The organism is Shewanella sp. WE21, from assembly GCF_002966515.1.
GTDB lineage: Bacteria > Pseudomonadota > Gammaproteobacteria > Enterobacterales > Shewanellaceae > Shewanella > Shewanella oncorhynchi.
In genome coordinates this window covers 3,153,203-3,178,313 of sequence record NZ_CP023019.1, presented here as the reverse complement: position 1 = coordinate 3,178,313, position 25,111 = coordinate 3,153,203, and the positions used below count along the sequence as shown (strand labels likewise).

The 25,111-nt window shown below is 44.7% G+C and carries 20 protein-coding genes; 11 read left to right on the top strand and 9 right to left on the bottom strand.

Features of this window, described 5'->3' with window-relative positions:
- Positions 1-75: 75 nt before the first annotated feature.
- Positions 76-1,056 (bottom strand): chemotaxis protein, encoded by a 981-nt coding sequence (locus tag CKQ84_RS13905; RefSeq protein ID WP_105251730.1) that lies wholly within the window; start codon positions 1,054-1,056, stop codon positions 76-78.
- A 352-nt stretch (positions 1,057-1,408) separates the two neighbouring features.
- Between CKQ84_RS13905 and CKQ84_RS13900 the strand changes: the two genes are divergently transcribed.
- A complete protein-coding gene (locus CKQ84_RS13900) occupies positions 1,409-1,840 on the top strand; it encodes a thioesterase family protein (protein WP_105251729.1) in 432 nt (143 codons plus the stop codon).
- A gap of 208 nt (positions 1,841-2,048) precedes the next feature.
- Here CKQ84_RS13900 and CKQ84_RS13895 read toward each other — a convergent pair whose 3' ends face one another.
- Both CKQ84_RS13895 and CKQ84_RS13890 read right to left on the bottom strand, forming a co-directional pair.
- Complete coding sequence (locus CKQ84_RS13895; protein ID WP_105253069.1) at positions 2,049-3,542, bottom strand: bifunctional diguanylate cyclase/phosphodiesterase; 1,494 nt, start codon at positions 3,540-3,542, stop codon at positions 2,049-2,051.
- 90 nt (positions 3,543-3,632) lie between these two features.
- A complete protein-coding gene (locus tag CKQ84_RS13890; protein WP_105251728.1) occupies positions 3,633-4,475 on the bottom strand; it encodes an HDOD domain-containing protein in 843 nt (280 codons plus the stop codon).
- 328 nt (positions 4,476-4,803) lie between these two features.
- On the opposite strand from CKQ84_RS13890, the gene yegQ reads away from it, so the two are divergent.
- From yegQ to CKQ84_RS13875, 3 genes are all read left to right on the top strand, one after another.
- Positions 4,804-6,171 carry a tRNA 5-hydroxyuridine modification protein YegQ gene (yegQ, locus tag CKQ84_RS13885; protein WP_105251727.1) on the top strand — a complete coding sequence of 456 codons (1,368 nt, stop codon included), beginning with the start codon at positions 4,804-4,806 and terminating at the stop codon, positions 6,169-6,171.
- 4 nt (positions 6,172-6,175) lie between these two features.
- Positions 6,176-6,427, top strand: a complete 252-nt coding sequence (locus tag CKQ84_RS13880) for a YfhL family 4Fe-4S dicluster ferredoxin (protein WP_105251726.1) — start codon at positions 6,176-6,178, stop codon at positions 6,425-6,427.
- Between the two features lie 521 nt (positions 6,428-6,948).
- On the top strand, positions 6,949-8,838 hold the full coding sequence (locus CKQ84_RS13875) for a S8 family peptidase (protein ID WP_105251725.1): 1,890 nt from the start codon (positions 6,949-6,951) through the stop codon (positions 8,836-8,838).
- A 109-nt stretch (positions 8,839-8,947) separates the two neighbouring features.
- Here the strand turns inward: CKQ84_RS13875 and CKQ84_RS13870 are convergent, their stop codons facing one another.
- A complete protein-coding gene (locus tag CKQ84_RS13870; protein WP_105251724.1) occupies positions 8,948-9,481 on the bottom strand; it encodes an SCP2 domain-containing protein in 534 nt (177 codons plus the stop codon).
- A 138-nt stretch (positions 9,482-9,619) separates the two neighbouring features.
- Between CKQ84_RS13870 and CKQ84_RS13865 the strand changes: the two genes are divergently transcribed.
- Both CKQ84_RS13865 and CKQ84_RS13860 read left to right on the top strand, forming a co-directional pair.
- Positions 9,620-10,630, top strand: a complete 1,011-nt coding sequence (locus CKQ84_RS13865) for a peptidase U32 family protein (RefSeq protein ID WP_105251723.1) — start codon at positions 9,620-9,622, stop codon at positions 10,628-10,630.
- 37 nt (positions 10,631-10,667) lie between these two features.
- Positions 10,668-11,555, top strand: a complete 888-nt coding sequence (locus CKQ84_RS13860; RefSeq protein WP_105251722.1) for a U32 family peptidase — start codon at positions 10,668-10,670, stop codon at positions 11,553-11,555.
- 36 nt (positions 11,556-11,591) lie between these two features.
- Here the strand turns inward: CKQ84_RS13860 and CKQ84_RS13855 are convergent, their stop codons facing one another.
- Complete coding sequence (locus CKQ84_RS13855) at positions 11,592-12,305, bottom strand: hypothetical protein (RefSeq protein WP_028761881.1); 714 nt, start codon at positions 12,303-12,305, stop codon at positions 11,592-11,594.
- 706 nt (positions 12,306-13,011) lie between these two features.
- On the opposite strand from CKQ84_RS13855, the gene CKQ84_RS13850 reads away from it, so the two are divergent.
- Positions 13,012-14,370: a YjiH family protein gene (locus CKQ84_RS13850; RefSeq protein ID WP_105251721.1), complete on the top strand. Its 1,359-nt coding sequence runs from the start codon at positions 13,012-13,014 to the stop codon at positions 14,368-14,370.
- Between the two features lie 538 nt (positions 14,371-14,908).
- Here the strand turns inward: CKQ84_RS13850 and CKQ84_RS13845 are convergent.
- Together CKQ84_RS13845 and CKQ84_RS13840 are read right to left on the bottom strand one after the other, a co-directional pair.
- Positions 14,909-15,799: a hypothetical protein gene (locus CKQ84_RS13845; protein WP_105251720.1), complete on the bottom strand. Its 891-nt coding sequence runs from the start codon at positions 15,797-15,799 to the stop codon at positions 14,909-14,911.
- Between the two features lie 362 nt (positions 15,800-16,161).
- Positions 16,162-17,157: a DUF5677 domain-containing protein gene (locus CKQ84_RS13840; RefSeq protein ID WP_105251719.1), complete on the bottom strand. Its 996-nt coding sequence runs from the start codon at positions 17,155-17,157 to the stop codon at positions 16,162-16,164.
- A gap of 483 nt (positions 17,158-17,640) precedes the next feature.
- On the opposite strand from CKQ84_RS13840, the gene CKQ84_RS13835 reads away from it, so the two are divergent.
- The 3 genes from CKQ84_RS13835 to CKQ84_RS13825 all read left to right on the top strand — a co-directional run bounded on the left by CKQ84_RS13835 (position 17,641) and on the right by CKQ84_RS13825 (position 21,155).
- Positions 17,641-18,732, top strand: a complete 1,092-nt coding sequence (locus tag CKQ84_RS13835; protein ID WP_105251718.1) for a UDP-2,3-diacylglucosamine diphosphatase — start codon at positions 17,641-17,643, stop codon at positions 18,730-18,732.
- The gene (locus CKQ84_RS13830) at positions 18,722-20,608 is read left to right on the top strand and encodes a lysophospholipid acyltransferase family protein (RefSeq protein ID WP_105251717.1); all 1,887 of its coding nucleotides are present in this window, start codon (positions 18,722-18,724) and stop codon (positions 20,606-20,608) included. Before CKQ84_RS13835 ends, CKQ84_RS13830 begins: the two co-directional genes overlap by 11 nt.
- Positions 20,609-20,723: 115 nt before the next feature.
- The gene (locus tag CKQ84_RS13825; protein WP_028761428.1) at positions 20,724-21,155 is read left to right on the top strand and encodes a CBS domain-containing protein; all 432 of its coding nucleotides are present in this window, start codon (positions 20,724-20,726) and stop codon (positions 21,153-21,155) included.
- A 62-nt stretch (positions 21,156-21,217) separates the two neighbouring features.
- Here the strand turns inward: CKQ84_RS13825 and CKQ84_RS13820 are convergent, their stop codons facing one another.
- Positions 21,218-22,570 carry an NCS2 family permease gene (locus CKQ84_RS13820; protein WP_105251716.1) on the bottom strand — a complete coding sequence of 451 codons (1,353 nt, stop codon included), beginning with the start codon at positions 22,568-22,570 and terminating at the stop codon, positions 21,218-21,220.
- Between the two features lie 692 nt (positions 22,571-23,262).
- On the opposite strand from CKQ84_RS13820, the gene CKQ84_RS13815 reads away from it, so the two are divergent.
- On the top strand, positions 23,263-23,634 hold the full coding sequence (locus tag CKQ84_RS13815) for a PilZ domain-containing protein (RefSeq protein ID WP_105251715.1): 372 nt from the start codon (positions 23,263-23,265) through the stop codon (positions 23,632-23,634).
- An 81-nt stretch (positions 23,635-23,715) separates the two neighbouring features.
- Here the strand turns inward: CKQ84_RS13815 and radA are convergent, their stop codons facing one another.
- Complete coding sequence (gene radA, locus CKQ84_RS13810) at positions 23,716-25,080, bottom strand: DNA repair protein RadA (protein ID WP_006082696.1); 1,365 nt, start codon at positions 25,078-25,080, stop codon at positions 23,716-23,718.
- Positions 25,081-25,111: the final 31 nt, after the last annotated feature.

The following is a 25,111-nucleotide window of genomic DNA, read 5'->3' as shown; positions in this document are numbered from 1 at the left end:
GAAGAATCACTCAAGACGTTGATAGCAATGACTCGAATACCCCATATTCAAATATCGTCGCTAAGTGAAATAGCATTACTCTTCGAATACGTATTTATCTATCATACCGACCATACGACCAATTTCTGGTTTAGTAATGGTATCGTTAGCACCTAATGCCATCGCCTTTGTGCGGTTATCTTCACTCATTAAAGAGGAAAACATCACAATTGGCATTTGTCGATACGCCTTGGATTCTCTTAAGCGTTTCACCAAATGCATGCCATCCATGCGAGGCATCTCAACATCCGTAATAATGGCGCTGACAAAATCAGAGATAGAAGCATTATCTTGGTCAGCAAGATTCTCAAATTCCATTAGCATTTCAAGAGCATCACCACCATCTTTGGCTGTGATAATGTTGTAACCTGCGCTGCGAAGGGTATTTTCGATCATCTTACGAATAAAAGCGGAATCATCGACAATTAAAATCGTTTTCGCTTCACGTTTCGCCAGCATTTTATCATTGATCAGTACACTTCTATCGAGCGTGACATCGTACTTATCCATACTCAGTTCAGGATTAATGTCAGCAATAATTTTCTCAAAATCCAATATCATAATGAGCATGCCATCACGGCGCACTACGGCAACGACACAATCATTTTCACCCGCTTCTAAAAATTGACTCGGCGATTCAACTTGCTCCCACGACACTCTATGGATGCTACGAACACTATCGATTAAGAACCCATTAATCATCTTATTAAAATCAGTCACTATGACCACTTTGTGGGTTAAATCCTCAGGTGTCGATATTCCGAGCCAACCGGCAAGGTCGACCAAAGGGATCAACTTTTCTCGCAGCGAGAACACCCCAACCATGTGCCGCTGGGCATTGGGATAATCTGACGTTTCTGGCACCCTAATGACTTCTCTCACTTTGGCGACATTAATACCGTAATGGCACACCTTATGGCCACCGTTAGGAAGTGTCTTATGTAGATGAAACTCAATAATTTCGAGTTCATTTGTGCCACTCTCTGTCAATATTTCTGATTTTTTAATTTCGCTCATATAAAGCTCTCAACCTAGCAAATCAACGTAAGAAAGGGATTGCAGTTATCAGTATAGGAAGGGATTAATGAATTAGGCACGATAGTGTGATTTTACTGCCTGATTAGCGTGATATTTTTTGGGTAACAAGCATTTTATCTATAAGCAGAAAAACGTCACATAATCGAATCTAATAACTATTTCAGTCGTCACATTGTCAATCATGTCCAGATTAAGCATCGCCGTTGCCGACCTAAAGTAGCCTGCACATTTCCCTTAACAGCGCTTTTGTCTCTCCGCATTAGAGGTTTTGTTTTAAGAGATAAGCCGCTAAACTATTGCGCAATAAAACTATCTAGAATAGCCGTACCCCATGCCGCAATTTAGCCCGACCTTTTCTTTCCCAGTGCAAATCTACTATGAAGATACTGATTTTTCTGGCGTGGTGTATCACCCCAACTTTTTGAAATACTTCGAGCGAGCCCGTGAGCATGTGATTGGTGCTGAGCGTTTAAGTGCATTATGGCAACAAAACCAACTGGGTTTTGCTGTGTATCGTAGCGATATGTTGTGCCATGAGGGGGTGGAATTTGCCGATATTATCGATGTTCGCACTAAGTTTTACTTTGAGAGTAAGTACCGCACTGTGTGGCAGCAGGAGATTTGGCGTCCACAAGGTAAAAAGCCAGCGGTCACGGCAACCATTGAAATGGTGTGTATGAATCAAGCCCGTCAATTAGCGCCTATGCCGGCAGAGTTAATCGCCATATTAAGTCTTGGTTTCACATCAAGCGAACAAAGCTAATACTCTTACATACAAGTACGCGCGCGATTTCCTGAGCTTATTTCGACATAAGCAAAGGCAACAAAAATCACTCAAAGAAGTACAACTCAAATAGCGATAACTGGACAGTATTAAGGCTCGACTGCAAGCCTTAGTACTCTTGATTTAACGAGCATTTGATTTGACGAGCATTTGATTTAACGAGCGCTTACTTTAATGAGCACAAGGTTTAGATTGTATTATGTAGTTGGGTCCAGTTCATTTCGAGTTCGGCGGCACTCATGGGCTTCGCGTAATACATACCTTGTATAGTATCAACCCCCATAGCCACTAACCTATCTCTAATCTCAAGCGTTTCAATTCCTTCAACAGTTACCTCATAACCGAGTTTTTTGGCAATATTAATACTGGCTTCGAGGATGTATTCCGACGGTTTATCCTGCTCTAGATCCTTTAAAAAGGCTTTATCAATTTTGACTTCATTAACGGGTAAATGCTTTAAATAAGCTAAGGAAGAATGACCCGTACCAAAATCATCAATTGCAAGTCTAACCCCTAAGGCACGTATCTTTCCTAACGTCTCGACCGCCTTAGTTAAATCCGCCATTAAAGTGCTTTCAGTAATTTCGATCATCAAGGATTCGGGTGGGAGCTGGTAATAGGCTAATCTTGCAGCAATTTCTTGGGGTAAGGTTTCACTGTCAAGATCCCGTGTCGACAGGTTAACTGCAACACACAATTGTATCCCCGCCGCGCGCCATTTTGCCTGCTGTGCTAAAACCTGATCGAGTGCCCATTGGCTGACTAAATCAATCATGCCAGCATATTCAGCTAAGGGAATAAATTCTCCCGGAGAAATAATCCCGAGTTCGTCATGCTCCCAACGCATCAAGGCTTCAACCTGAAAACATCGACCCGTGGCAATATCCTGTTTAGCTTGATACACCATATATACTTGATTACGTTGCAAACCTTTAGGCAAACTATCGATAATTTTCAGTTCCCTTAACTGACGAATATCATCATTTTGGGCATAGTAAGCAATCGCACTACGAGAATGGCGGGCTTTCTTCAGCGCCAAATCGACTCGACGTAGCATCTGACTCGTGTCGGCATGGTGTTCTTGTAAATGCAGACAACCGATTTGAAGCTTAACGCTGACTGGCGTGTTCTTAATGTTAAAAGGCACTTGCAACCGCCCTCTTAAGTGGACTAATTGCTCCTCAGTCAACGCTTGCTCGTAATATAAACAGAATTCATCACCATTGAGGCGTGCGATTAATCTCGGGGATAAACTTAAGCTATTTAAGCGTTCGGCAAATTGCTTCAGCAGGATATCGCCAAACACAAAACCAAAGAGATCATTCACATAGCGAAATCGATAAATATCAATTAGCACTAATGTCCCTTGAGTCAGCGGCATCATGCCAGTAAGAGTACGTTTCAAGCCGACACGATTAACAAGTCCTGTTAGCTTATCCTTACCCACACTTGCCGGTAACGCCTTTAATAATTCATTTAAAGTATGGTAGAGAGGAGCAAACGCTTGGGGGACGATGCCAATGTCTAAAGCTTGGCGTTCAACCTTTTGCAGCTCTAGCTGGGTACAAAGCTGTGCTAAAAAATTTTGCTGCGACCGTAAAGATCTGTATTTTGACTGCAGGATATACAATGAAAATATCAATAAAGCGAGAGAAGCGACAACTAACCCGATTACGAACATACCTTGGCCTCTGCCATACCACGTAAGCTTGTTCTCAAATGACACGATAAAGAATATCAGCGCCATTTGAATTCCATTTAGGCCTAACGATTATTGGTAACTTTCTCTAATTGAATGGAATTTTTCCATAAACTCATCACTGGCTAAATCATCGGTCGTCACAGGTAATCCACGGGCGACAAACACACCGAGACGTTGCTCTAGTTCAGTGCCCGCTCGCAATTCACCGGTATAAAAGGCCGCTGCACGGATAAAGTCGAGATAGGTGACATGATCGGGTAGATAAGGTAAATCAGCCCAACGCTCAACCACTTCCATCACTTCGGTAGAGAAATCCCAACTTTTCAAAACAGCACGACCCAAAGGCCCTTGCATTTTACGTACGAGCGCGCGTAATTGATCAATGCTAGTGAATAAATGGGGATGCGCCTCCGCTTCTGTTAATACAGGTAAGGCGCCAATGTTATGCACGAGTCCAGCTAAGGTTAAGGTATCAAAATTTAACCGACTGGTTGAATGGCGCTTATTATACATCTGCAGCATGGCACAAGACGCAGCGGTTACATCGATTGAGGTACGCCACACTTCGTCCATGACGTCCCACACCATTTCATTGGTGGAAATGAACAATTGCTCCATCGCCACCGAAGTGGCGATACTTTTAATCTGGATTAAACCGATACGAGAAACCGCACTGTTGATACTTTCAGCTGGCACGCCTCGGCTATATAGCGCGCTGTTGGCGACCTTAATAATACGCGCAGAAATCGCTGCATCTTGGCCGATCACTTCTGCCACTTGTTTAAGGCTCGCATCGGAGCGTCCAACCACTTCTTGCACCCGCATCGCCACTTCAGGCAAGGTCGGTAGTACTAAGGCATCGTCTTTTAGTTTTTTTAATAAACTGACTAATAGTAGATGTTCGGTAGACATCTTAACTCCCATCAATCTGTAAACATCAACATTGGATTGTTGGAGTATATCAGTTGGCTGTCATTAGATGCGTAGAAAAAACTGCAGACGTTAATAATTTGTATGATTGCGTTATCAATTTTGCCTTACTTATCTGTCTTGATCATCGACCTCAATCATCACTCAAGTTGAAATATTCCGCTCCAGTTGATCTAAGCCAAACTCACTATATTCGTAAAATGTGAAGTACTGCTAAAGTTAACTAAGGCAATTTGCATACCCCTACTTTCATTGTGTAAAATGCCGCCCCCGCGCACCGCGTCATTTATTAACCCATTTGAGAGTGATTATGTTTAAACCTGAGCTGCTGTCTCCAGCTGGAACCTTAAAGAACATGCGCTACGCCTTTGCCTATGGCGCAGATGCAGTGTATGCCGGTCAGCCAAGATATAGTCTAAGGGTACGTAACAATGACTTTAAAATGGAAAACCTTGCCACTGGGATTGAAGAAGCCCATGCACTCGGTAAAAAGCTGTATGTGGTGAGCAATATCGCGCCCCACAATGCCAAGCTAAAAACCTATATCAAGGACATGGAACCCGTTGTGGCGATGAAGCCTGACGCACTGATCATGTCCGATCCAGGTTTAATCATGATGGTGCGTGAAGCGTTTCCTGATCAAGTGGTGCATTTATCCGTGCAAGCGAATGCCATCAACTGGGCCTCGGTAAAATTTTGGCAAACCCAAGGCATCAAACGCGTGATCCTGTCACGCGAATTGTCTTTAGATGAAATCGAAGAAATTCGTCAGCGCTGCCCCGATATCGAGCTTGAAGTGTTTGTGCACGGCGCCCTGTGTATGGCGTATTCAGGCCGTTGTTTACTCTCGGGTTATATCAACAAACGCGATCCTAACCAAGGCACCTGCACTAATGCTTGTCGCTGGAAATACGATGTACACGAAGCGCAGCAAAATGACAGCGGTGACATCATTGCCATGCCAAATGCGGTGCAAATTGAAACGCCAACGACCTTAGGCGCAGGCGCCCCCACAGATCAAATTTACCTACTACAGGAAGCCAATCGTCCCGGCGAATACATGCCCGCCTTCGAAGATGAGCACGGCACTTATATCATGAACTCTAAAGACTTACGGGCCATTCAGCACGTTGAGCGCCTGACTAAAATGGGCATAGACTCGCTCAAAATTGAAGGCCGCACTAAGTCCTTCTATTACGTTGCCCGTACCGCACAACTGTATCGCCGCGCGATTGAAGATGCTTCATCGGGTAAAGATTTCGACCGCAGCCTAATGAATCAATTAGAAGGCCTAGCCCACCGTGGTTATACCGAAGGCTTTTTACGTCGCCATGTCCATGATGAATACCAAAATTATGACTATGGCTACTCAGTTAGTGACACCCAACAATTTGTAGGTGAACTGACAGGCAAACGTAATCTTGCAGGATTGGCCGAAATTGAAGTAAAAAACAAGTTCTCCGTTGGCGACAGTGTTGAACTGATGACGCCGCAGGGCAATATCAGTTTGACGATTGAACAACTCGAAAATCGCAAAGCTGAAGCAGTTGAAGCCGGTTTAGGTTCTGGGCACACTGTGTATCTACCCGTACCGAAAGAAGTCGATTTGAGCCACGGAATTTTGCTGCGTAACTTGCCCCAAGGTCAGGATACTCGCAACCCACATGAACTAGGTTAAGATCATGGCACTACTGATCGACGATAGCTGCATCAATTGCGACATGTGTGAACCTGAATGTCCTAATCAGGCCATCACTATGGGCGAAGAGATCTATGAAATCGATCCAGACCGTTGCACCGAATGTGTGGGTCACTACGACAAACCGACTTGCGTGTCTGTCTGCCCCATTGATTGCATCGACCCAGATCCAAACCGTGTCGAATCTAACGACGAATTGTTAGTGAAATTTGCCGTGTTAACGCAAAAAACTTAATCACGTCACCTGACCGAGTGGCTATAATGCCTCTCGGTCACATCTGCTCTAATACCTGCAATAACCTGCGCAAAACAACCCGCATAAAAAATCACAATAAAGATGCATTTAACGGTATGGAAAACCTTTAAATCGCTTAAATCCAAGCCTTTATTTCAGCATTAGTCAAAACACTACTTTAGACTGACTTCTTTTCAGCGGTGAATGTCAAAAAAGTAGCAGACGGAATTTATCACTGCTTCACAGTTTGTGATTCGGACAAAATGTCGCTTGATAAATCACCACTTTTACAGACTAGGTTGTTTTAATAGACTAATAGTTATTATTTTGACGCTTATTTGTACACCTCACTCTTTAGCTAAGTAAAAAGTCACTTGCGGTCAAATTGTAAATCAAGTGTTACATTTTAACCTTGTAAATTAGATATACCTTAAGCACCGAACTGGGCAGGTTGAAAATACCTTCTACATTAAATTATGTCTCGAAGTCCGTGGAGACATAAAAAGAAAATGGAGTTCAACATGCATAAGAAACATTTAATTGCAGTCGCGGTCGCAACTGGACTTGCTTACTTCCCTGTTAACGCTAATGAATACCAAGCGAGTATGGTAAGTGTCCCACAATCTAAAGCCATCAAAGATACTTACATTGTTGTATTCAATACCCCAAGCGTTCTTAATCTAAGTAATAACAACACCATAGCTGAATTTGCGACGAAACAAGCCGAGAGTTTAGTCAACCAATATGATGTCACTGTGATGAAAAACTTTGGCAATGTGCTCAATGGTGTACTCATCAAGGCCAGCGCCCAACAGATTAAAGCACTGCGTAAAGATCCAAATGTGAAATACATAGAACAAGATCAAATCATGTCAGTAACGCCTATGGTTGAAGCCAATGCCAATCAACCGAGTCCGACCTGGGGCATAGACAGAATCGATCAACGAAACTTGCCATTGGATAGTAACTATCACACGGATTTCGACGGCTCTGGTGTAACCGCCTTTGTGATCGATACTGGCGTGCTTAATTCTCACAATGAGTTTGGTGGTCGCGCCAGCAGTGGCTATGATTTTGTGGATAATGATTACGATGCGACTGACTGTAACGGCCATGGTACCCATGTGGCAGGAACTGTTGGCGGTGCTACCTACGGTGTGGCTAAAAACGTCAATCTTGTGGGCGTCAGAGTACTCAACTGTTCAGGTTCAGGTAGTAACTCTGGCGTGATTGCAGGGATAAACTGGGTGAAAAACAATGCTTCCGGCCCCGCCGTCGCGAACATGAGTTTAGGAGGAGGAGCCTCCCAAGCAACTGATGATGCAGTCAATGCCGCAGTTGCCGCAGGGGTCACTTTCGTAGTGGCGGCGGGTAACGACAACAGCAGCGCTTGTAATTACTCACCCGCACGGGCGATAAATGCCATCACGGTTGGTTCAACCACCAGTAACGATTCCCGCTCAAGTTTTTCTAACTTCGGGACTTGCCTTGATATCTATGCGCCAGGTTCGAGCATTACGTCCGCTTGGTATAACTCGAATTCAGCGACTAATACCATAAGTGGTACCTCAATGGCAGCCCCACATGTGGCAGGCGTTGCCGCATTATACTTAGATGAAAATCCAAATCTCTCTCCCGCACAGGTGACAAACTTACTTACGACGCGCGCCACGTCAAATAAAGTTACAGACGCGAAAACAGGTTCACCCAATAAATTACTCTTTTCACTCGCAGGCGATGATGGTGGCTGTGGCAATAATTGTCCCGTCGATGAAACACCACTGCAAAATAATGTGGGTGTCGCAATCAGTGGTGCCACAGGTTCTGCGACGTATTACTACATCGATGTCCCAGTCAATGCGGCAAGTTTAGGGATCAATCTAGCGGGTGGTTCTGGTGATGCGGATATTTATGTCAGCCAAGGGCAAAAACCGACGACAACAAGCTACCAATGCCGCCCCTATCAAAATGGCAACAACGAGAGCTGTAACTTCACCACACCTACGGCGGGTCGGTGGTATGTGATGGTGCAAGGCTATAATAATTACGCCAATGCCCAACTGACAGCCAGCTATAACCTGAATGGTGGCGGAAGCTGCACCGATGCAAACTGCTTAACCAATGGCGTACCTGTCACGAATTTAAGCGGGGCAACGGCAACAGAGAAACTGTATAAGATAGTGGTTCCTGCCAATAGCCAACTCAATATTACCACCAGTGGCGGGACTGGAGACGTGGATCTGTATGTCAAAGCAGGGGCTGTCCCAACGACCACCAGCTATGATTGCCGTCCCTATAAAAACGGGAACAATGAAAGCTGTTCGATTACCGTGACTCAAGCGGGAACTTACCATGTGATGTTACGCGCTTATTCGAGCTACTCGGGACTACAACTGAGTGCAAGCTACTAACTCATTGACCAAACCATACAATAAAGTTTAAATAAAAATAAGCCCACTAAGATAACAACTTAGCGGGCTTCTTTATGGAATTAGCAGTGTGTAGTCTCACTAAATAACGTTAAAAGCTTGGGGATTTGGCGAGAATAATTGTCGGTTTCGCTTCAATTTGCAGACGCTCAATCACAGCGGCAAGCTTTTCAACACTAAGACGAATTGGGGCTGGCATACTGGCAAATTCGATACTTAACAGCAGGTTTTTCACTTCGAGTCCTAATTCAGTATCACCTTGAATACTCAGCTTACGCTGGAAGAATAGCGTGTCGGGATCTTCCTTCGCCGCCGCCACTAACACTAGCTCAGCAGAGTTGGCACTGAAGGTCACCTGCGCATTGGTGAGCTCTCTGACTTGCCACTTGCCATTAAAACTGACTTCGAAGGCTAAGTTTATATCTTCCACTCGAATCGCGACCCATTTATCCGTCAAAAATCCAAGCTCATCGCCAGCAGCTTGCTCGGCAAGTAAGAGTTCAAGCAATTGGCTGATGGCTTTTGCTTTGAGGCTAAACGGCATCTTAGCAAGGGGAAAGCCGATGGCTTTTGGGGTGAACTCTAAAAGTTGCTGAGCAAATTTTGCGAAAAAAACAGCGGACATAGCGGGAACCCTACAAAAATAAAACATGATATATCCCAGTTTATCGGGATTTTATGATCTTAAACCTGTTTTAAATCAATTCATCGCCATTCAATCTTACCTACACTCAGCGGCTATCATTTTATCGGGAGCATCACTATGGAGCTGTTGTGTCCAGCAGGAAATCTGGCCTCGCTAAAGTCGGCATTACATGCCGGAGCCGACGCTGTGTATCTAGGGTTAAAAGACGACACCAACGCGCGCTCGTTTGCAGGATTAAACTTCACCCCCGCAAAATTGCAAGAAGCCACTGAGCTGACGCAAAAGCACGGCAAAAAAATCTTTTTGACCTTAAATACTTTTCCAAAGCCCGGTGAAGAGCATCGTTGGTATCAGGCTATCGATTTAGCGGCAAAACTGGGTATGGATGCATTAATTGTCGCCGATCTTTCTTTACTCGATTATGCCCATAGGCACTATCCAAACCTGCCACTGCATTTATCGGTGCAGGCCAGTGCAACCAATCTGGGGGCGCTGAGCTTTTATAAGGAAGCCTTTAATATCACCCGAGTAGTATTGCCACGGGTGTTATCCATGAAACAAGTACGGGATCTTGCTAAAGTCAGCCCAGTGGATTTGGAAGTATTCGCCTTTGGTAGTCTGTGCATTATGGCCGAAGGGCGTTGCCAGCTGTCATCCTATGTAACGGGCCAATCACCCAACACAGGTGGATCTTGTTCACCAGCAAAACACGTACGCTGGCAAGAAGAAGGACAGAACAGATTAACGCTGCTCAACGATGTGTTAATTGATAAATCGGCCCTCGACGAACAAATGGGTTATCCCGTGGTATGCAAAGGCCGTTACATCACAGCAGATCAAGATTCGCCGCAATATTTACTCGAATCACCAACCAGTTTGAATACCTTAAGCTTGCTTCCAGAGCTAGCCAAAGCTGGCATAGTGTCGCTGAAAATCGAAGGACGTCAACGCAGCCCCGCCTATGTTGAACAAGTCACTCGAGTATGGCGTCAAGCCATAGACACCTATCTAAATAATCCAGCGCTGTACTCACAAAGCCAAAATCAACCCCATTGGGAACAAGCCCTAGCGAAAGTATCCGAGGGTCAGATCACTACGCTTGGCGCCTACGAGCGCGATTGGCAATAAAAGGTAAATAGAGAGCAAGATTGACAAAGGACACCTTATGAAGATTTCCCTAGGACCACTGTTGTATTGCTGGCAGAAACAGCAAGTCGCTGACTTTTACCAGCAAGTCGCCGCCAGTCAAATTCCCTTAGTGTATTTAGGTGAGGCGGTTTGTAGCCGCAGACGCGAACTCAAGTGGGGCGATTATCTAGATCTGGCACAAATGCTCAAGCAGGCGGGTAAAGAAGTCGTGCTTTCGACGCTGGCCTTAATCGAAGCGCCATCTGAATATACTGAGCTCAAACGCCAGGTCGATAACGGTGAATTTATCGTCGAAGCAAACGATATGGCGGCAGTGTATCTTGCTAAAGAGCGTAAGTTACCCTTTGTCTGCGGCGCGAGTATCAATAACTACAATCGTGCTAGTTTAGACATCTTGCAGCGGTTTGGAATGCAAAGATTTGTGATGCCAGTGGAGCTATCTAAGGCTTGGTTACAACAAGTGATTCAAGAGCAGCCATCATTTGAGGTGGAAGTGCTCGGCCACGGCTATTTACCACTCGCCCATTCAGCGCGCTGCTTTACCGCTAGACACAAACAGCTCACGAAAGATCATTGCGAAACGGTGTGCCGTGAATACAGTAAAGGACTACTCGCGCAAACCCAAGAGCAGCAGCCTTTACTCAGGCTCAATGGAATTCAAACCCAATCCGCTAGCTGTTTAGATTTACGCAGTGAAATAGCGGTAATGACACAAATGGGGGTCGATGTGTTTCGAGTATCGCCCAGTAGTCTTGACTGCATCATTAAAGCCAATGCTTTGGTCGATACGATTCAAGCGACTAAAAATACTCAGGATTTTTCGATGAATAGCAACCTTGATATAACCCAGTGCAACGGTTATTGGTTTGGTGAAGCGGGCCTTGCTGTGCATGTGAATCCATAGCCTAGAGCTGAAGATAAGTCTAAATTCAAAGATAACTCAGCCAATGATTTTGGGATCTTGGCTGAAGCTTAACTGGCTAAAAAGCAGCACACTTGTCCAACACAATAAACTTCCCAGTCCAATCCATTCTAGTAGGGCTGGCCACCACAAAGTAGGACGCGGCAGTTGCAATACCATCTCCTGATAAAACGGTCTATCGCCTTCGGTCAAACCTAAATTGAGCTGTGGCGCATACAGAAACGTCAACATGCTACATAAGACTATTAACGCCAACAACCCAGTCCAACGGCCAAAGTTAGACTTGCCGAAACAGACCAAGGCTAAGTAGAAGATCGCACTCAAACTCCCCAGATAGAAAAACCATTTCAGCCCAAGAACATGCAAGTGATACACGTTCACCGGAAATAATCCCACGCTCGCTAAAGCCAGAAAAGTGAGAGCCAAACTGATAAAGAAAGGGTATCCCCAGCAAGAAGTCACCTGCTGCAATGAAGACAAACAATAGAAAACGAGGCTTAAACTGCCAAAAAACAATCCACCGTTGAGAATGACAGCGAAAGACGAATGACCATAAGTCCCTAATTCACTTAGGGTGTGATTCAAAAAGTTGAAGCGATGGAATTCAGAATCATCGAACCCCAAAACAGTAATGACAATGCCAATTAAAAGCCCAAAGATCCCCAAAAAACCAAACTTAATGGCCAGTGTTGAGCCGCCTTTAATCGTAACCTTCTGTACTTTTGCGATCATGAATACTAGAGCTGGATGGGAGTAATACTAACTTACATGGAAATGAGAAGATTTAAAGCGGCAGGTATCCGCTTTATGAATAATATTTTTACTTTCATCGTTATTTACGACTTTTTAGTCAATCACAAAAGCATCAAAATAATGGAGAAGGTCACTTATAGAGATAAGTCGATTTAAAGGCTTATCGCATAAAAATGTGTCCTAGTGCCCAAGGCGCCTTAACATTAGCGCGATATGCACAAGAGGTTCTCACCAACGCTATATAGCCAGAGTTATCTCTATTACACTTTCAAATCGAACAGAAAACCAGCCAACATGGCGGTAGGGCTAAAGTTGCTGATGTTTTTTTGTGCAGAAATAACATCTAGATAGTTTCACACACATCAGTAAACAAGTAATTAACCAGTCGTTAACCCGCCTAAGGTAGACGATGGTAAAACTATGTTTAATAATGCTTTTACAGTAATGCAAGCCAATATAACCACTCTTAATTTATCGACAACTAAAGTAAAATAACTATGCTGTTTTGCTGCTTATATCAAACTAACTAGCGAATCGTTTTACATAGAGAAGCTAAGCGAGTAATCTTCCACATTCTCGTTTTTGAGTTGAATTTAAATGCACCTTAATTAGCGTCGACAGCTTGTTACGTGCGGCTATTTATTCAAACTTACCATGTACGACTCGTACTTTAAGGTGTACAACATTGGCTACTGAAAATAAAAACCGAAACATTAAGACGATACTCACCTTTATCGTCCCTTCGCTGATTGGTCTGTTGTTATTTATGACCCCTATCAGCTACAACGATGCGATCACAATTCCTATCGCTATCATATCTAAAGCACTGCAAGGCGCATTGAGCGGTGTGCTAACCCTCATAGTGACTATTATTGTTGTGACTACGGCGCTGGCCTCTTTGCTGTCAAAAGTGTTTAAGCCCACATTCGTTACGCAAAATCACTTCCTTAATGGTTTATTGAATGTCAGCCCTATGTGGTTGACGACTCGGATCTTAGGTGCAGTGTTTATCGTACTGACTTACTTAGGTTTAGGTCCAGAGATCATCAACTCCTCGAGCACTGGCGCATTAGTCTTAAACGACTTATTACCTGTGTTGTTCTCGGTATTTATCTTTGCGGGTATGTTACTGCCGCTGCTGCTGAACTTCGGCCTACTCGAGCTCTTTGGCACACTCTTAACGAAAGTCATGCGTCCCGTGTTCAATCTACCGGGTCGTAGCGCTATTGATTGTATGGCCTCATGGTTAGGTGATGGCAGTGTCGGTATTTTGCTGACCAGCAAACAATACGAAGCCCGTTTTTATACCCAGAGAGAAGCCGCAGTTATTGGTACAACCTTCTCGGCGGTATCGATTACCTTCAGCTTAGTGGTGATCTCACAAGTTAAGTTAGAGCATATGTTTGTGCCCTTTTATTTGACTGTGTGCCTCGCGGGTTTTGCCGCCGCTGTGATTGTGCCTAAGTTGCCACCATTATCGTGGAAGAAAGACAACTACATAGATGACACACCACGCATGCCAGATGATGAGCTGATCCCAGCTGGACATGGCGCCTTATCTTGGGGCTTTGATAAAGCCTTAGAAAAAGCCGCCAGTGCAGGTGGCATAAAAGCCGTTTTAAATGAAGGTGTTAAAAACGTTGTCGATATGGTGTTTGGCATTATCCCTGTGGTAATGGCCATTGGTACGCTGGCGCTGATTATTGCCGAGCACACGCCCATTTTTAACTATCTGGGTATGCCGTTTATTCCATTACTCGAATTACTGCATATTCCAGAAGCCACTGAAGCCTCTAAAACAATCGTGGTCGGTTTTGCGGATATGTTTATTCCGTCAATCCTTGCCAGCTCAATTGAATCAGATATGACCCGCTTTGTAATTGCAGCCTTATCTGTGACTCAGTTGATCTATATGAGTGAAGTCGGTGCACTGCTTATCGGCAGTAAAATTCCCGTCAACTTCGTTGAGCTTTTCGTGGTGTTTATTCTACGCACCTTAGTGACACTGCCTGTTATCGCAGGTGTGGCGCATTTATTGTTCTAACATTACGCTAGTTTGGGCCTAACGTAGGTTTTAATGTAAGTCCAACAAGCGTTCTAAAAAAGGGGAGTCAGATTAACTGACTCCCCTTTTTGCACTAACTCATACACGAACTGGCTGTTTTGATTATATAGCGTGACTTAATCGTACAATCTCCACTCGACACCACACAACTCATTTTTGGACAGAAATGTGTTGGAAAGTAGTGTTTGGGGAACAGTAATTTCAGTTGTTAGAAGTTTAGCGTTTACGGGTATCCACTCGCACAGGCTTGCCATGGCATTCGCTCGTCGACTCGCAGCAAGTCCGTCCTTGGATGCTCGACCGCCCCGTCCATGGGGCGGACGGTCGTCTCGCCAATCACCATGGCACACCTTTCGAGCATTCGCGTAATCTGTAGATTTAAAAGCGTTACGCAGCACGCTTTTGGACAAAAACGTGATAGACACTTTGCTCTAACTCGTCAGTTTCGGATTTAAATTACTATGGATTAACGTTTTAATAAGGGGCACACGCTGTTTATGCGTCCAATGCCACACTTTTATATCGTTGCTAACTTGGGTGAAAAACCTATAGTTCTAATAGTCTCAAACAACCAATCTTGCGCATTAATGATATCTTCTGACGAAAAATTATCTTCTTCGTACCGCGCACTAGGTGAACAAGTTATTACATCAAGCCTATCAGTGCTTAACTCCTCTACATAATGATTGTTAAATGCATTTACTAATTTGTGTATGCTGTGCCCATATTTGTGTTTTAGCTCATTTTCCGTGATTCTAGCCTTCAGAAGCCAAGCTTTAAGTATTTTTTCTGCACACTGTGAATAAGCCCATCGAGCTTGGCCATAATTCATTGTATGGGTCTGTAACTGGACCGTTATAGTTTTAAGGTCTGCATCAATAGCGTTGCAAAATGGTATTTCAGCAATTCTCCAGCCTGACAGAATTTCGAATGATTCGAGAGCTTTACTAAACGTTTCGATTAACGAACTTAATTCATCATCAGTTAAAGAGTTCACATAAGCCTGCGTCATATTGGGGGACATTCGCATTATATTTGTCTCATTGTGTGCCCCACAAACTGTTAAATTTTTATCTATAAAAAAGTTACATGTACCGACAAAGTCGGGCACCCGATAGTGCCATAGGTCACCTCTGATTTTTTGATAGAAAAAACCTAAATCGGAATTAAAGGACTGAAGTTTACCGTACTTGGCGTCATACCAGTCATTCAGCCATACGCAAAGTTGATTGCCTAAGTCATTATCTGGGAGAAGTGATTTTGGTGATAATGGTATTGAAGCATTTCCAAAGTATTTACTAACCTCGCCGACAGCTTGCATATAACGGAGTGTAATGGGCAAACCTTGCTCAATAAGACGTTGATCTATCTCTTCGAAAACTTCATTAATGATCACTTTTTTACGCAACTAAAACCTCCAAGATATAACGCTTTCTATAGGGCTTGTAGCCATTCCTCATCCGCCTATGATGCAACCTTTCGAACAGCAGTTCAATTAACGATCAATAAGTTAATAAAACAAAGGGATATTAGATTTCCAAATGGCGCATAATGTTAGAAAAGCTTACTTCCAAACTCTTTCAGATAACTTTACATAGGGCAAATCTAGTGAATGAAGAGTGGATGGGGTCTTTGTTCAAAATTGGAATGTGGCAAAGACGCGCTGGTGGTGATAGCTCTAGCGCGCCCTTGAACATAAGAGGGTCAGAGCATTTGCACTAACTCACTCTCCGAAGATCAGAAAAAGTATCTTGATACCTTAAACGTTTGTTATCTTGGTTTTTCGACGTTCAAGAACGCCTCACCAACCTCTTTGACATAATTGTCTATCACTTTCATAAACAAAACTGAGTCCTTGTAGTCCAGTCCACTATTTTCATCTTCAATATAGGTAGTCAAAAATACTGAAGTAATTTGCGCAAGACTGATAGCTGTAAAGTGCGCTGGTTCTGTTAGCCCAGAGTTAGATTGACCACAAAGCAACATATCTTGTTTAGCTTCTTGCATAGCGTACAAGGAAGCCATTTCGTAATAGTCAGAATGAACGTTTCGGCTAGCTAGCTTATAGTTGTGTGACCACTTATCAAGCTCTACAAATTCACGTAATTTGCCGATTTGCTTAAGCCCTGTGTGCTTTCTAGCCCAATGCCACCCATAATCACCATTGGTGATTTCCTTTTTAAGTCCTGCGTAAAACTCTGCCTCTTCATTTGAAAAGGTTTCTTGCCCCATCGCATCTGCTGTTTTTCTGTGTTCTTCAATTCCTTCTGCTGTTTGAACCATTCCATGTTTGATATAGTCAATTGCGGCTTCACGACCACATTTTTTAATCACTAGGCATGTAACAACCATTTCATACAAGGTACGCCAACGTGCTAAAGCGGCATCTGGATAACCACCTTCTAAAAGATGAATTATTTCTCCTGTAATACGACATGCGTGAGCATGTTGACGCATAAAAACACCGATAAGCTCATCAGTTTCATATTTGGGGATTTTTATGAATTGCTGCTGAAAATTTATACCAGCCTGTAAGCAAGTTTCTCGTAACGCATGCAGTTTAATGAAACCAAGAGACCACCTTTCCCTATTTCTTTTTGTGAAAGCGTCATGTTCAGACATAACACGTTTAACGTTACTTTCTTCTTGCTCATTGGTATCTTCGATTAGAACAGTCGCAGCCAAATCTATGATCGACTCATAATCAGGATTACCACCATTTTCTCGGAGTTTCTTTTCTACAAACTCTAACAGTTCTTCGAACATTTTTTATCCAGACTTAATCGACCAATAATCAATAGACACTACACCCATTAGGAAAACTCGGTCAAATGCTGCTTCAATAAACGGATAGCTCAAAGAGATGAAACACACAATTGGGCAATAGCTTTTTAGCTAAACGAACAGCAGAAATGTTAGTTAAGATTGGCATTGTTGCAACAGTGACCGTTGGCGACATGGATGTCGCCGTCGAGCCCTCAGGGACGCTTCTTGTCAAATGCAAGGGCGGTGAGTCACAGGGGAAACAATGACAATTCATGCTGCAAACTGACAACAAAGTTATCTTGCTTTGGGGCAGAAGTAAGTTAAACCAACCTATCGGATCTAATTACATCCTGATGTGAATCTTGCAGGTTCAGTCCAGGCTAATTCACCTTTTGTCATCTGCATGTCATCTAAACTTCATCATTCGGTCAAAGCCCCCCACTAAGCTCATATTCGTTAACAGCCTAATGGGGTGAATACGAGATGACAGGATTTAATTTCAGGAAACTTGAGAGGTCTACGCGGGGAGAGATAAATGACCCCAGCCTTTCCCCTCCCATCTTTAATCGCTCAACGCCAACATTAGCACCAACATCCTCAAATCAATCCAATTGTGCCGCTATTACCCCATCCGCATCAACTTCAGCCCATACAGCAAGCATCACAGTTAACGCCCTCTGGTTGTCAGATATTCATTTAGGCTGTAAGGATTGCAAGGCTGACTACCTGCTCAGCTTGCTTGAAACCGTGCGTTGTCAGCACTTGTATCTGGTCGGTGACATAGTCGATTTATGGGCGTTGAAACGTAAGCTGCACTGGCCCGATAGCCACAATAAGGTGCTGCAAAAATTCATTGAACTGGCACAAAACGGCACCCAAGTGATTTATCTGCCGGGCAACCACGACGAATTGATTAAACCCTACGCCGAGCTAAGCCTGTGGAATATTAAAATTGCCCGCCAACATATTCACCACGGAATCGGCGGCCATAAACTCTTGATGCTCCACGGGGATCAGTTTGATGCCGATGTGTGTGTCGGCCGTTTCTACGCCATATTGGGCGACCATTTATATGACCTATTATTGTTCCTCAATCGCAATCTCCATAGCTTGCGGGAACGCTTAGGTTATCCCTATTGGTCACTGGCAAGTTATATCAAGTCCAAAGTGGGCAAGGCTCAAGCCGCTATTGGACATTACCGTCAAGCGGTACTCAACTATGCCCAGCACTTTGATGTTGACGGTGTGATCTGCGGTCATATCCATCAGCCCGAACTCTCGACTCACTCCAGAGCCGCCCAATATTACTCACCACTCAGTCCCCCAGAAAAGAGGCAGATCATCTACGCCAACGACGGTGACTGGGTCGAAAACTGCAGTTTAATCACAGAAACCTTAAGCGGCGAATTACAACTTTGCCGCTGGAACGAGCAAACGCTCAAGCTCGATATTCTCAACAGTATAACGCTGGTACAACAGCCGCCTGAGACGCACAAAGACAAGCAACAAAAAATGGCAGCGCAGCAAATGCCAAACACAAATACCGGCGAAACTCGCCCAAGGGATGTTGCCTAACACTATGAATCAATTACATAACGCTATGGAATACAATGAAAAAACGCTAAACAGCAACCTTAGCCATAACAAGCATACTGTGCCGTTTAAGGCGAATAACATGATTTTTACCGTTGATAATGTGGTTGAACAAAATCTACCAGCGATCAATGACAAACCTTGGCTCGCTAAACCTGCCAAGGCCATGCTGCGTTACCTGCTCAATGAAAAACAGTGCAACGATATCGCCAGTCAATATACCTATTTACAGGGCGTAGATTTTGTCGAACAAATGCTGGCGAGTTTTGACTTTAGTTTTACCGTGCCCGCCAACGAGATAGAAAACATTCCCTGTGAAGGCCGAGTGGTCATATTCGCGAACCATCCTATAGGTTCACTCGATGCATTAGCGCTCATCAAACTCATCAGTGAAGTTCGCCCAGATATAAAAGTCGTCGCGAATGAACTCTTGATGGCGCTGGAACCGCTGCACTCAATCCTACTGCCAGTACGCAATATGACCGGCGGCACACCGAAACAGCATTTAGAAAAAATCCACCAGCACCTACGTAACGAAGGCGCAGTGCTGATTTTCCCGTCGGGCGAAGTCTCGCGCCTGCGTCCTAACGGCGTGCGTGATACCCAATGGCACTCAGGCTTTTTAAAGATGGCAATTTCCTGCAATGCGCCCCTACTGCCAATATTTTTAGATGCCAAAAACTCTGCCACTTTCTACGGCGCATCTATGATTTACAAGCCACTCGCGACACTGCTGCTAGTGAAGGAAATGTTCAAGCAGGCTAAACGTAATATGCCGATCCGCATTGGCGAGCTCATTCCCAATGAAGCCGTACGCTCAATGGACTTTCCACTCAAGACCAAGATAAAACTGCTTAAAAATCACTTGTATCGTATTGGCAAAGATAAAGATCCACTGTTTATCACACAGAGCGCTATCGCCCACCCCGAATCGCGCCGTGAACTGCAAGCGGCACTGCAACAATGTGAACTTCTAGGGGAAACGCAAGATAACAAGTTGATTTATCTCTACCAACACCACGACAGTAATCCCATCATGCGGGAAATTGGCCGCCTGAGGGAAATCGCCTTTCGCGCCGTAGGCGAAGGTTCGGGCAAGCGCCGCGATATCGATAAATACGATTCCTACTACCAACACTTAGTGTTGTGGGATAAAGAGCAGTTTGAAATTATCGGCGCCTATCGTTTTGCCAGTGGTGAGCAAGTCTTAGCAAAATATGGCGACAACGCACTCTACAGCCAATCCCTATTCCAATACGCCGACAGCTTTATGCCCTTTGTGAAGCAAGGGTTAGAACTCGGTCGCAGCTTTGTGCAGCCTAAATATTGGGGTAAACGCAGTTTAGATTATCTGTGGTTTGGCATTGGGGCTTATCTCGCCAAGCATCCTGAATATCGTTATCTATTTGGCCCTGTGTCCATCAGTAATCAACTGCCTGGAAGTGCTAGGGAAATGCTAGTGCACTTTTATGCGCGGGAATTTGCACCTGCGCAGCAGATGGCAGTTTCCATGTCACCCTTTGGTTTATCTAAATCCCAAAAAGCTAAGTTAGATGACTTGTATTTCTCCGAGGATTATCAGAGTAACTTTAAGCAACTCAAACAAGTGCTCGCGAGTATGGGGGCGGCCGTACCTACGCTCTACAAACAATATGGTGAACTGTGTAAAACCGATGGGGTTAAGTTTCTCGCCTTTGGTATTGACGCCGACTTTGGCGATTGTATCGATGGCTTAGTGCTGGTGGACACCCACAAACTGAAAGGCAAAAAGTATCAACGCTACATAGGCGCACACTTGCCCGAATCGGAGAGGATGCCAATCACAGCGGATGATGAGCCAGAGGTCCAAGATCTTTGAGTTAAAACTTTGTAATGGGTGTTGGCTAAACTTGCACCACTCTGTTATAAGTAACTGTAATGCTGCGCATTAACAGAGCGCATCCTAGGATGCGCAAGCTTAACAGGGGATCATCATGCCGATCATTATCGCCGATATTATGAGTACCCGAGTCGTCACGGTTGAAATGGACGATCGATTAACTGTGGCGAAGGAAATCTTCGACCAAGCGAGCTTTCATCACTTGTTGGTCGTCGATGAGTACCAACTTGAAGGCGTGTTATCGGAGCGGGATCTATTGCGCGCGATTAGCCCGAACTTGGGCAGTAGCGCGGAAACCGCAAGAGACTTAGAAACTCTACAAAAACGTGTACATCAAGTGATGACGCGTAATCCGGTTACCGTCGCACCCCACATCAATTTAGACACGGCCACCCGCATGTTATTAGATAACGATATCGGCTGCTTACCCGTGTTAGAGGACGGTAAATTGGTTGGGATTGTTACTTGGAAAGACTTATTACGTGCCTATTGTGAATACAGGACACAAAATCAAAGCGAGTGCTAATCCTAAGACTGCACTCGCTTCTGTTCTCAATAACTCAGTTAAAATCACTCAGTTTGCCTAACTTAAATCGCCCAACCACCCATATAAAACACCACTAAACCTAAGGTGATGGCAAGCACGCCTAACTTCAGTTTACGCCATTCGCCACTGCAAATACGACCTACCACCAGTGTCACAAAACCCAGCATAATACCGGTAACGATATTACAGCTTAAGATGATAAACACAGCGCAGGTTAAGCCCGACATGGCATCAACTTTATCGTCAAAGTCGAGTTTCGCCACATTACTCAGCATCAACAAACCCACATACATCAAAGCAGGCGCTGTCGCATAGGCAGGCACTAAATAGCTTAATGGTGCTAAAAACATCATCAATAAAAACAGTACGCCAACTATGGTAGCCGTTAAACCTGTCTTACCGCCCGCAGCAGTCCCCGCCGCCGACTCGATATACACAGCCGCTGGTGCACCGCCGACTAAACCTGCCACCATACTGCTGACTGAGTCTGAGGTTAAGGCTTTACCGCCGCCGACAATATTGTCGTCTTTATCGAGTAAATTCGCTTGCCCAGCCACAGCACGGATAGTGCCGGTCGCATCGAAAATCGCCGTCATCACTAACGCTAATACGATAGGCAAGACCACAGGATTAAAGGCTCCCATAATATCGAGCTGACCAATCAGTGAATGCTCTGAGGTAAAATCAGGCAAGGCGAACAAACCTTGGTATTTCACGCTCGGATCGAACACTAAACCAAATACCGATAGCGCGATAATCACCAACAAAATACCACCTGGTACACCGCGGCGCTCTAAACCAATTGTCGCCGCTAAACCTATAACGGTAGCGATAACAGGTAAGCTGTTAATGTCGCCTAACTTCACAGGTAAGCCTGCGCTATTGGCCACAATCAACTGCACACTATTAGTCGCAATCAAAAGTAAAAACAAGCCGATACCTATGCCTGTACCGTGGGCTATGCCCTTTGGTAAATTAGCCAGCACCCACTGGCGAATACCTGTCACACTCACAAGCGTGAACGTGACACCCATTAGGAAAATCGCGCCTAAGGTGACTGGAATCGACATTCCCTGACCTAGGACTAAGCTAAACGCAGTAAAGGCCGTGAGCGAAATCGCGCAGCCAATTGCCATAGGTAAGTTAGCCCATAAACCCATGAGCAAAGAACCAAATGAAGCTATTAAACAGGTGGCGATAAACACGGCGCCGGGATCAAATCCCGCTTGGCCTAACATGTTAGGCACCACAATCACTGAGTAGACCATAGCGAGGAAGGTTGTGAATCCCGCAATCACTTCTTGGCGAACTGTGCTACCACGTTGTTGAATAGAAAAATAACGGTCCAGAAACGAACCAGAGGATACGGCTGTTGAACTCAATTGCTCAGACATAATATTGTTATACCTTGTGATCTCTTAAAATGGGGTCGGTACCAATTACCCTAAAACGCAATTGGCGACGCTGGCTGCGGCAGATTAGAGCCCCAAATCCATCAGACTTGGGTGAGAGATCCACATCATTTTCCTACTGTGGGAAAAATCCATGATCTGCAAGCAGTGATGCCTCGCGATGATTAAAAAGCCATTAACCATGTAGACGCAGCCGTTGTTGGCCGCGGATGATACTGGAATCTCCCAAAGATAGCTAAGACATCGCCTACACTTCGATAAAAAATTAGCGGCAAAAACTGAAATCTGTTGTTTAAAAAAACGTCTAAACCTATGTAATAACTGCTACTTAATATCACATTAATCACGATAAGAGTCTGCCAGTGCCGCGTAAACGTACGCTAACTTCACCCTTCCTTCATCTCCCAATATTAGAATATGGCAAGTCAACCAAACCTTGATACTGTGTATTGATACTTGGCGTATTAACGTTTCAGTGGTTGTTGTTTAAGGAGCCACACTTACGCTTTCTGTAACGAACACCTCGTCATTCACACCGCCTGCGTGAATATGCGATCTTGGTAGCTTTATTGAACAAAAAATTACTCTGCTTTTACAGTCACATCAATATGACTTATGCTTAGAGGCACTGATGGGACTACACTTAGCTGACTATGAAAGAAAAAGGATTGGGTATGGACGAAAGGCGTAAGTTTTCGCGGATTCTATTTGCCACGAGCGCACATCTACAACAAGGTGGTGCACAGTGGGAGACGACCATTCTCGATTTGAGTCTAAATGGCGCCTTGGTTGAAGAACCGCAAAATTTTATTAATTCGGGTGATGCTATTACACTCAGTTTTGCCTTACCAGAATCTGACATTGAGATCCGTATGGAAACTGAGTTGGTCCATCAAAAAAATGCCCAATTAGGTTTGAAGTGTAACTTTATCGATGTTGATAGTATCAGCCACCTAAAACGTATGGTGGAACTGAACCTAGGTGATGCTTCTTTACTGAATCGTGAACTTATGTTGTTTATCGAAAAACACAATATCACAGCTTAAAACACCAGCTCACAAATACAAACAGCGCCTAATGGCGCTGTTTTGCTTGCTGGTGTTAATCTCACTCGCGAGCATTTGATGCTAAATCGCTTCTAGCGCTTCGGATAACTTAGAAACACCCACCACTTCCATCCCAGCTGGAGGCTTTTTCGGCACATTGGCCTTGGGCACTATTGCTCGCTTAAAACCATGCTTAGCGGCTTCGATTAATCGCTCTTGCCCATTGGGCACAGGACGAATTTCGCCGGACAGCCCGACCTCACCAAAGGCAACTAAATCGCTAGGCAAAATATCACCGCGAAAACTCGATACCATTGCCAAGAGTAACGTTAAGTCGGCACTGGTTTCAGTCACTTTCACGCCGCCCACCACGTTAACAAACACGTCCTGATCCGACATCTGCAAACCACCATGGCGGTGCATTACGGCAAGCAACATGGCCAAACGGTTTGCATCCATACCCACAGCCACGCGGCGCGGGTTAGACATGGCTGAGTTATCCACCAGCACTTGCAGCTCCACCAACAAGGGCCGGGTGCCTTCCCAAACCACCATGACAAGCGAGCCAGATGATTCTTCTTCACCACGAGAGAGGAAGATTGCCGAAGGATTGGCGACTTCCTTTAAGCCGCGCTCTGTCATGGCAAATACGCCTAATTCATTGATCGCGCCAAAACGATTTTTATGGGAGCGCAAAGTGCGGTAACGACTATCGCTATCCCCTTCGAACATCACAGAGCAGTCGATACAATGTTCCAATACCTTGGGCCCAGCCAAACTGCCATCTTTGGTTACATGGCCGACCATGATCACGGCAATGCCATTTTCTTTCGCAAAACGGGTTAAGTAAGAAGCGGATTCACGCACCTGCGACACACTGCCAGGGCTCGATGCCACATCACTCATGTGCATCACTTGAATCGAGTCAACAACGATGACTTTAGGCAATTCTTTAAGGGCAACTTCGCAAATTTGCTCGACGCTGGTTTCAGACAACATCCGCAATTTATTGGTTGGTAAACCAAGGCGATGGGCGCGCATCGCTACCTGCTGCAACGATTCTTCACCCGTGACATACAGTGCAGGCATTTGCTCGGCCAGATGACACAGAGTTTGCAATAAAAGCGTACTCTTACCTGCGCCTGGATGTCCGCCTATCAAAATGGCAGAACCTGGTACAATCCCACCACCGAGCACTCGATCTAATTCGCCAAAATGACTCAAGATCCGCGGTAAGGCATTAAGATCGATTTGATCTAATGTCTTCACTTCATTGCTGCTTGCTCCGGCATAACCGACAAACTTAGTGCTGCGCCCAGGCGAAGCTGCACCGAGCCTCACCTCAGTGATCGTATTCCATTCCTGACAAGCGCTACACTGCCCTTGCCAACGGGGAAAGTCTTGTCCACACTCATTACATACGTACGCCGTTTTATTCTTTGCCATAACTCATTAAAATCTGTATAAAATCAATTTA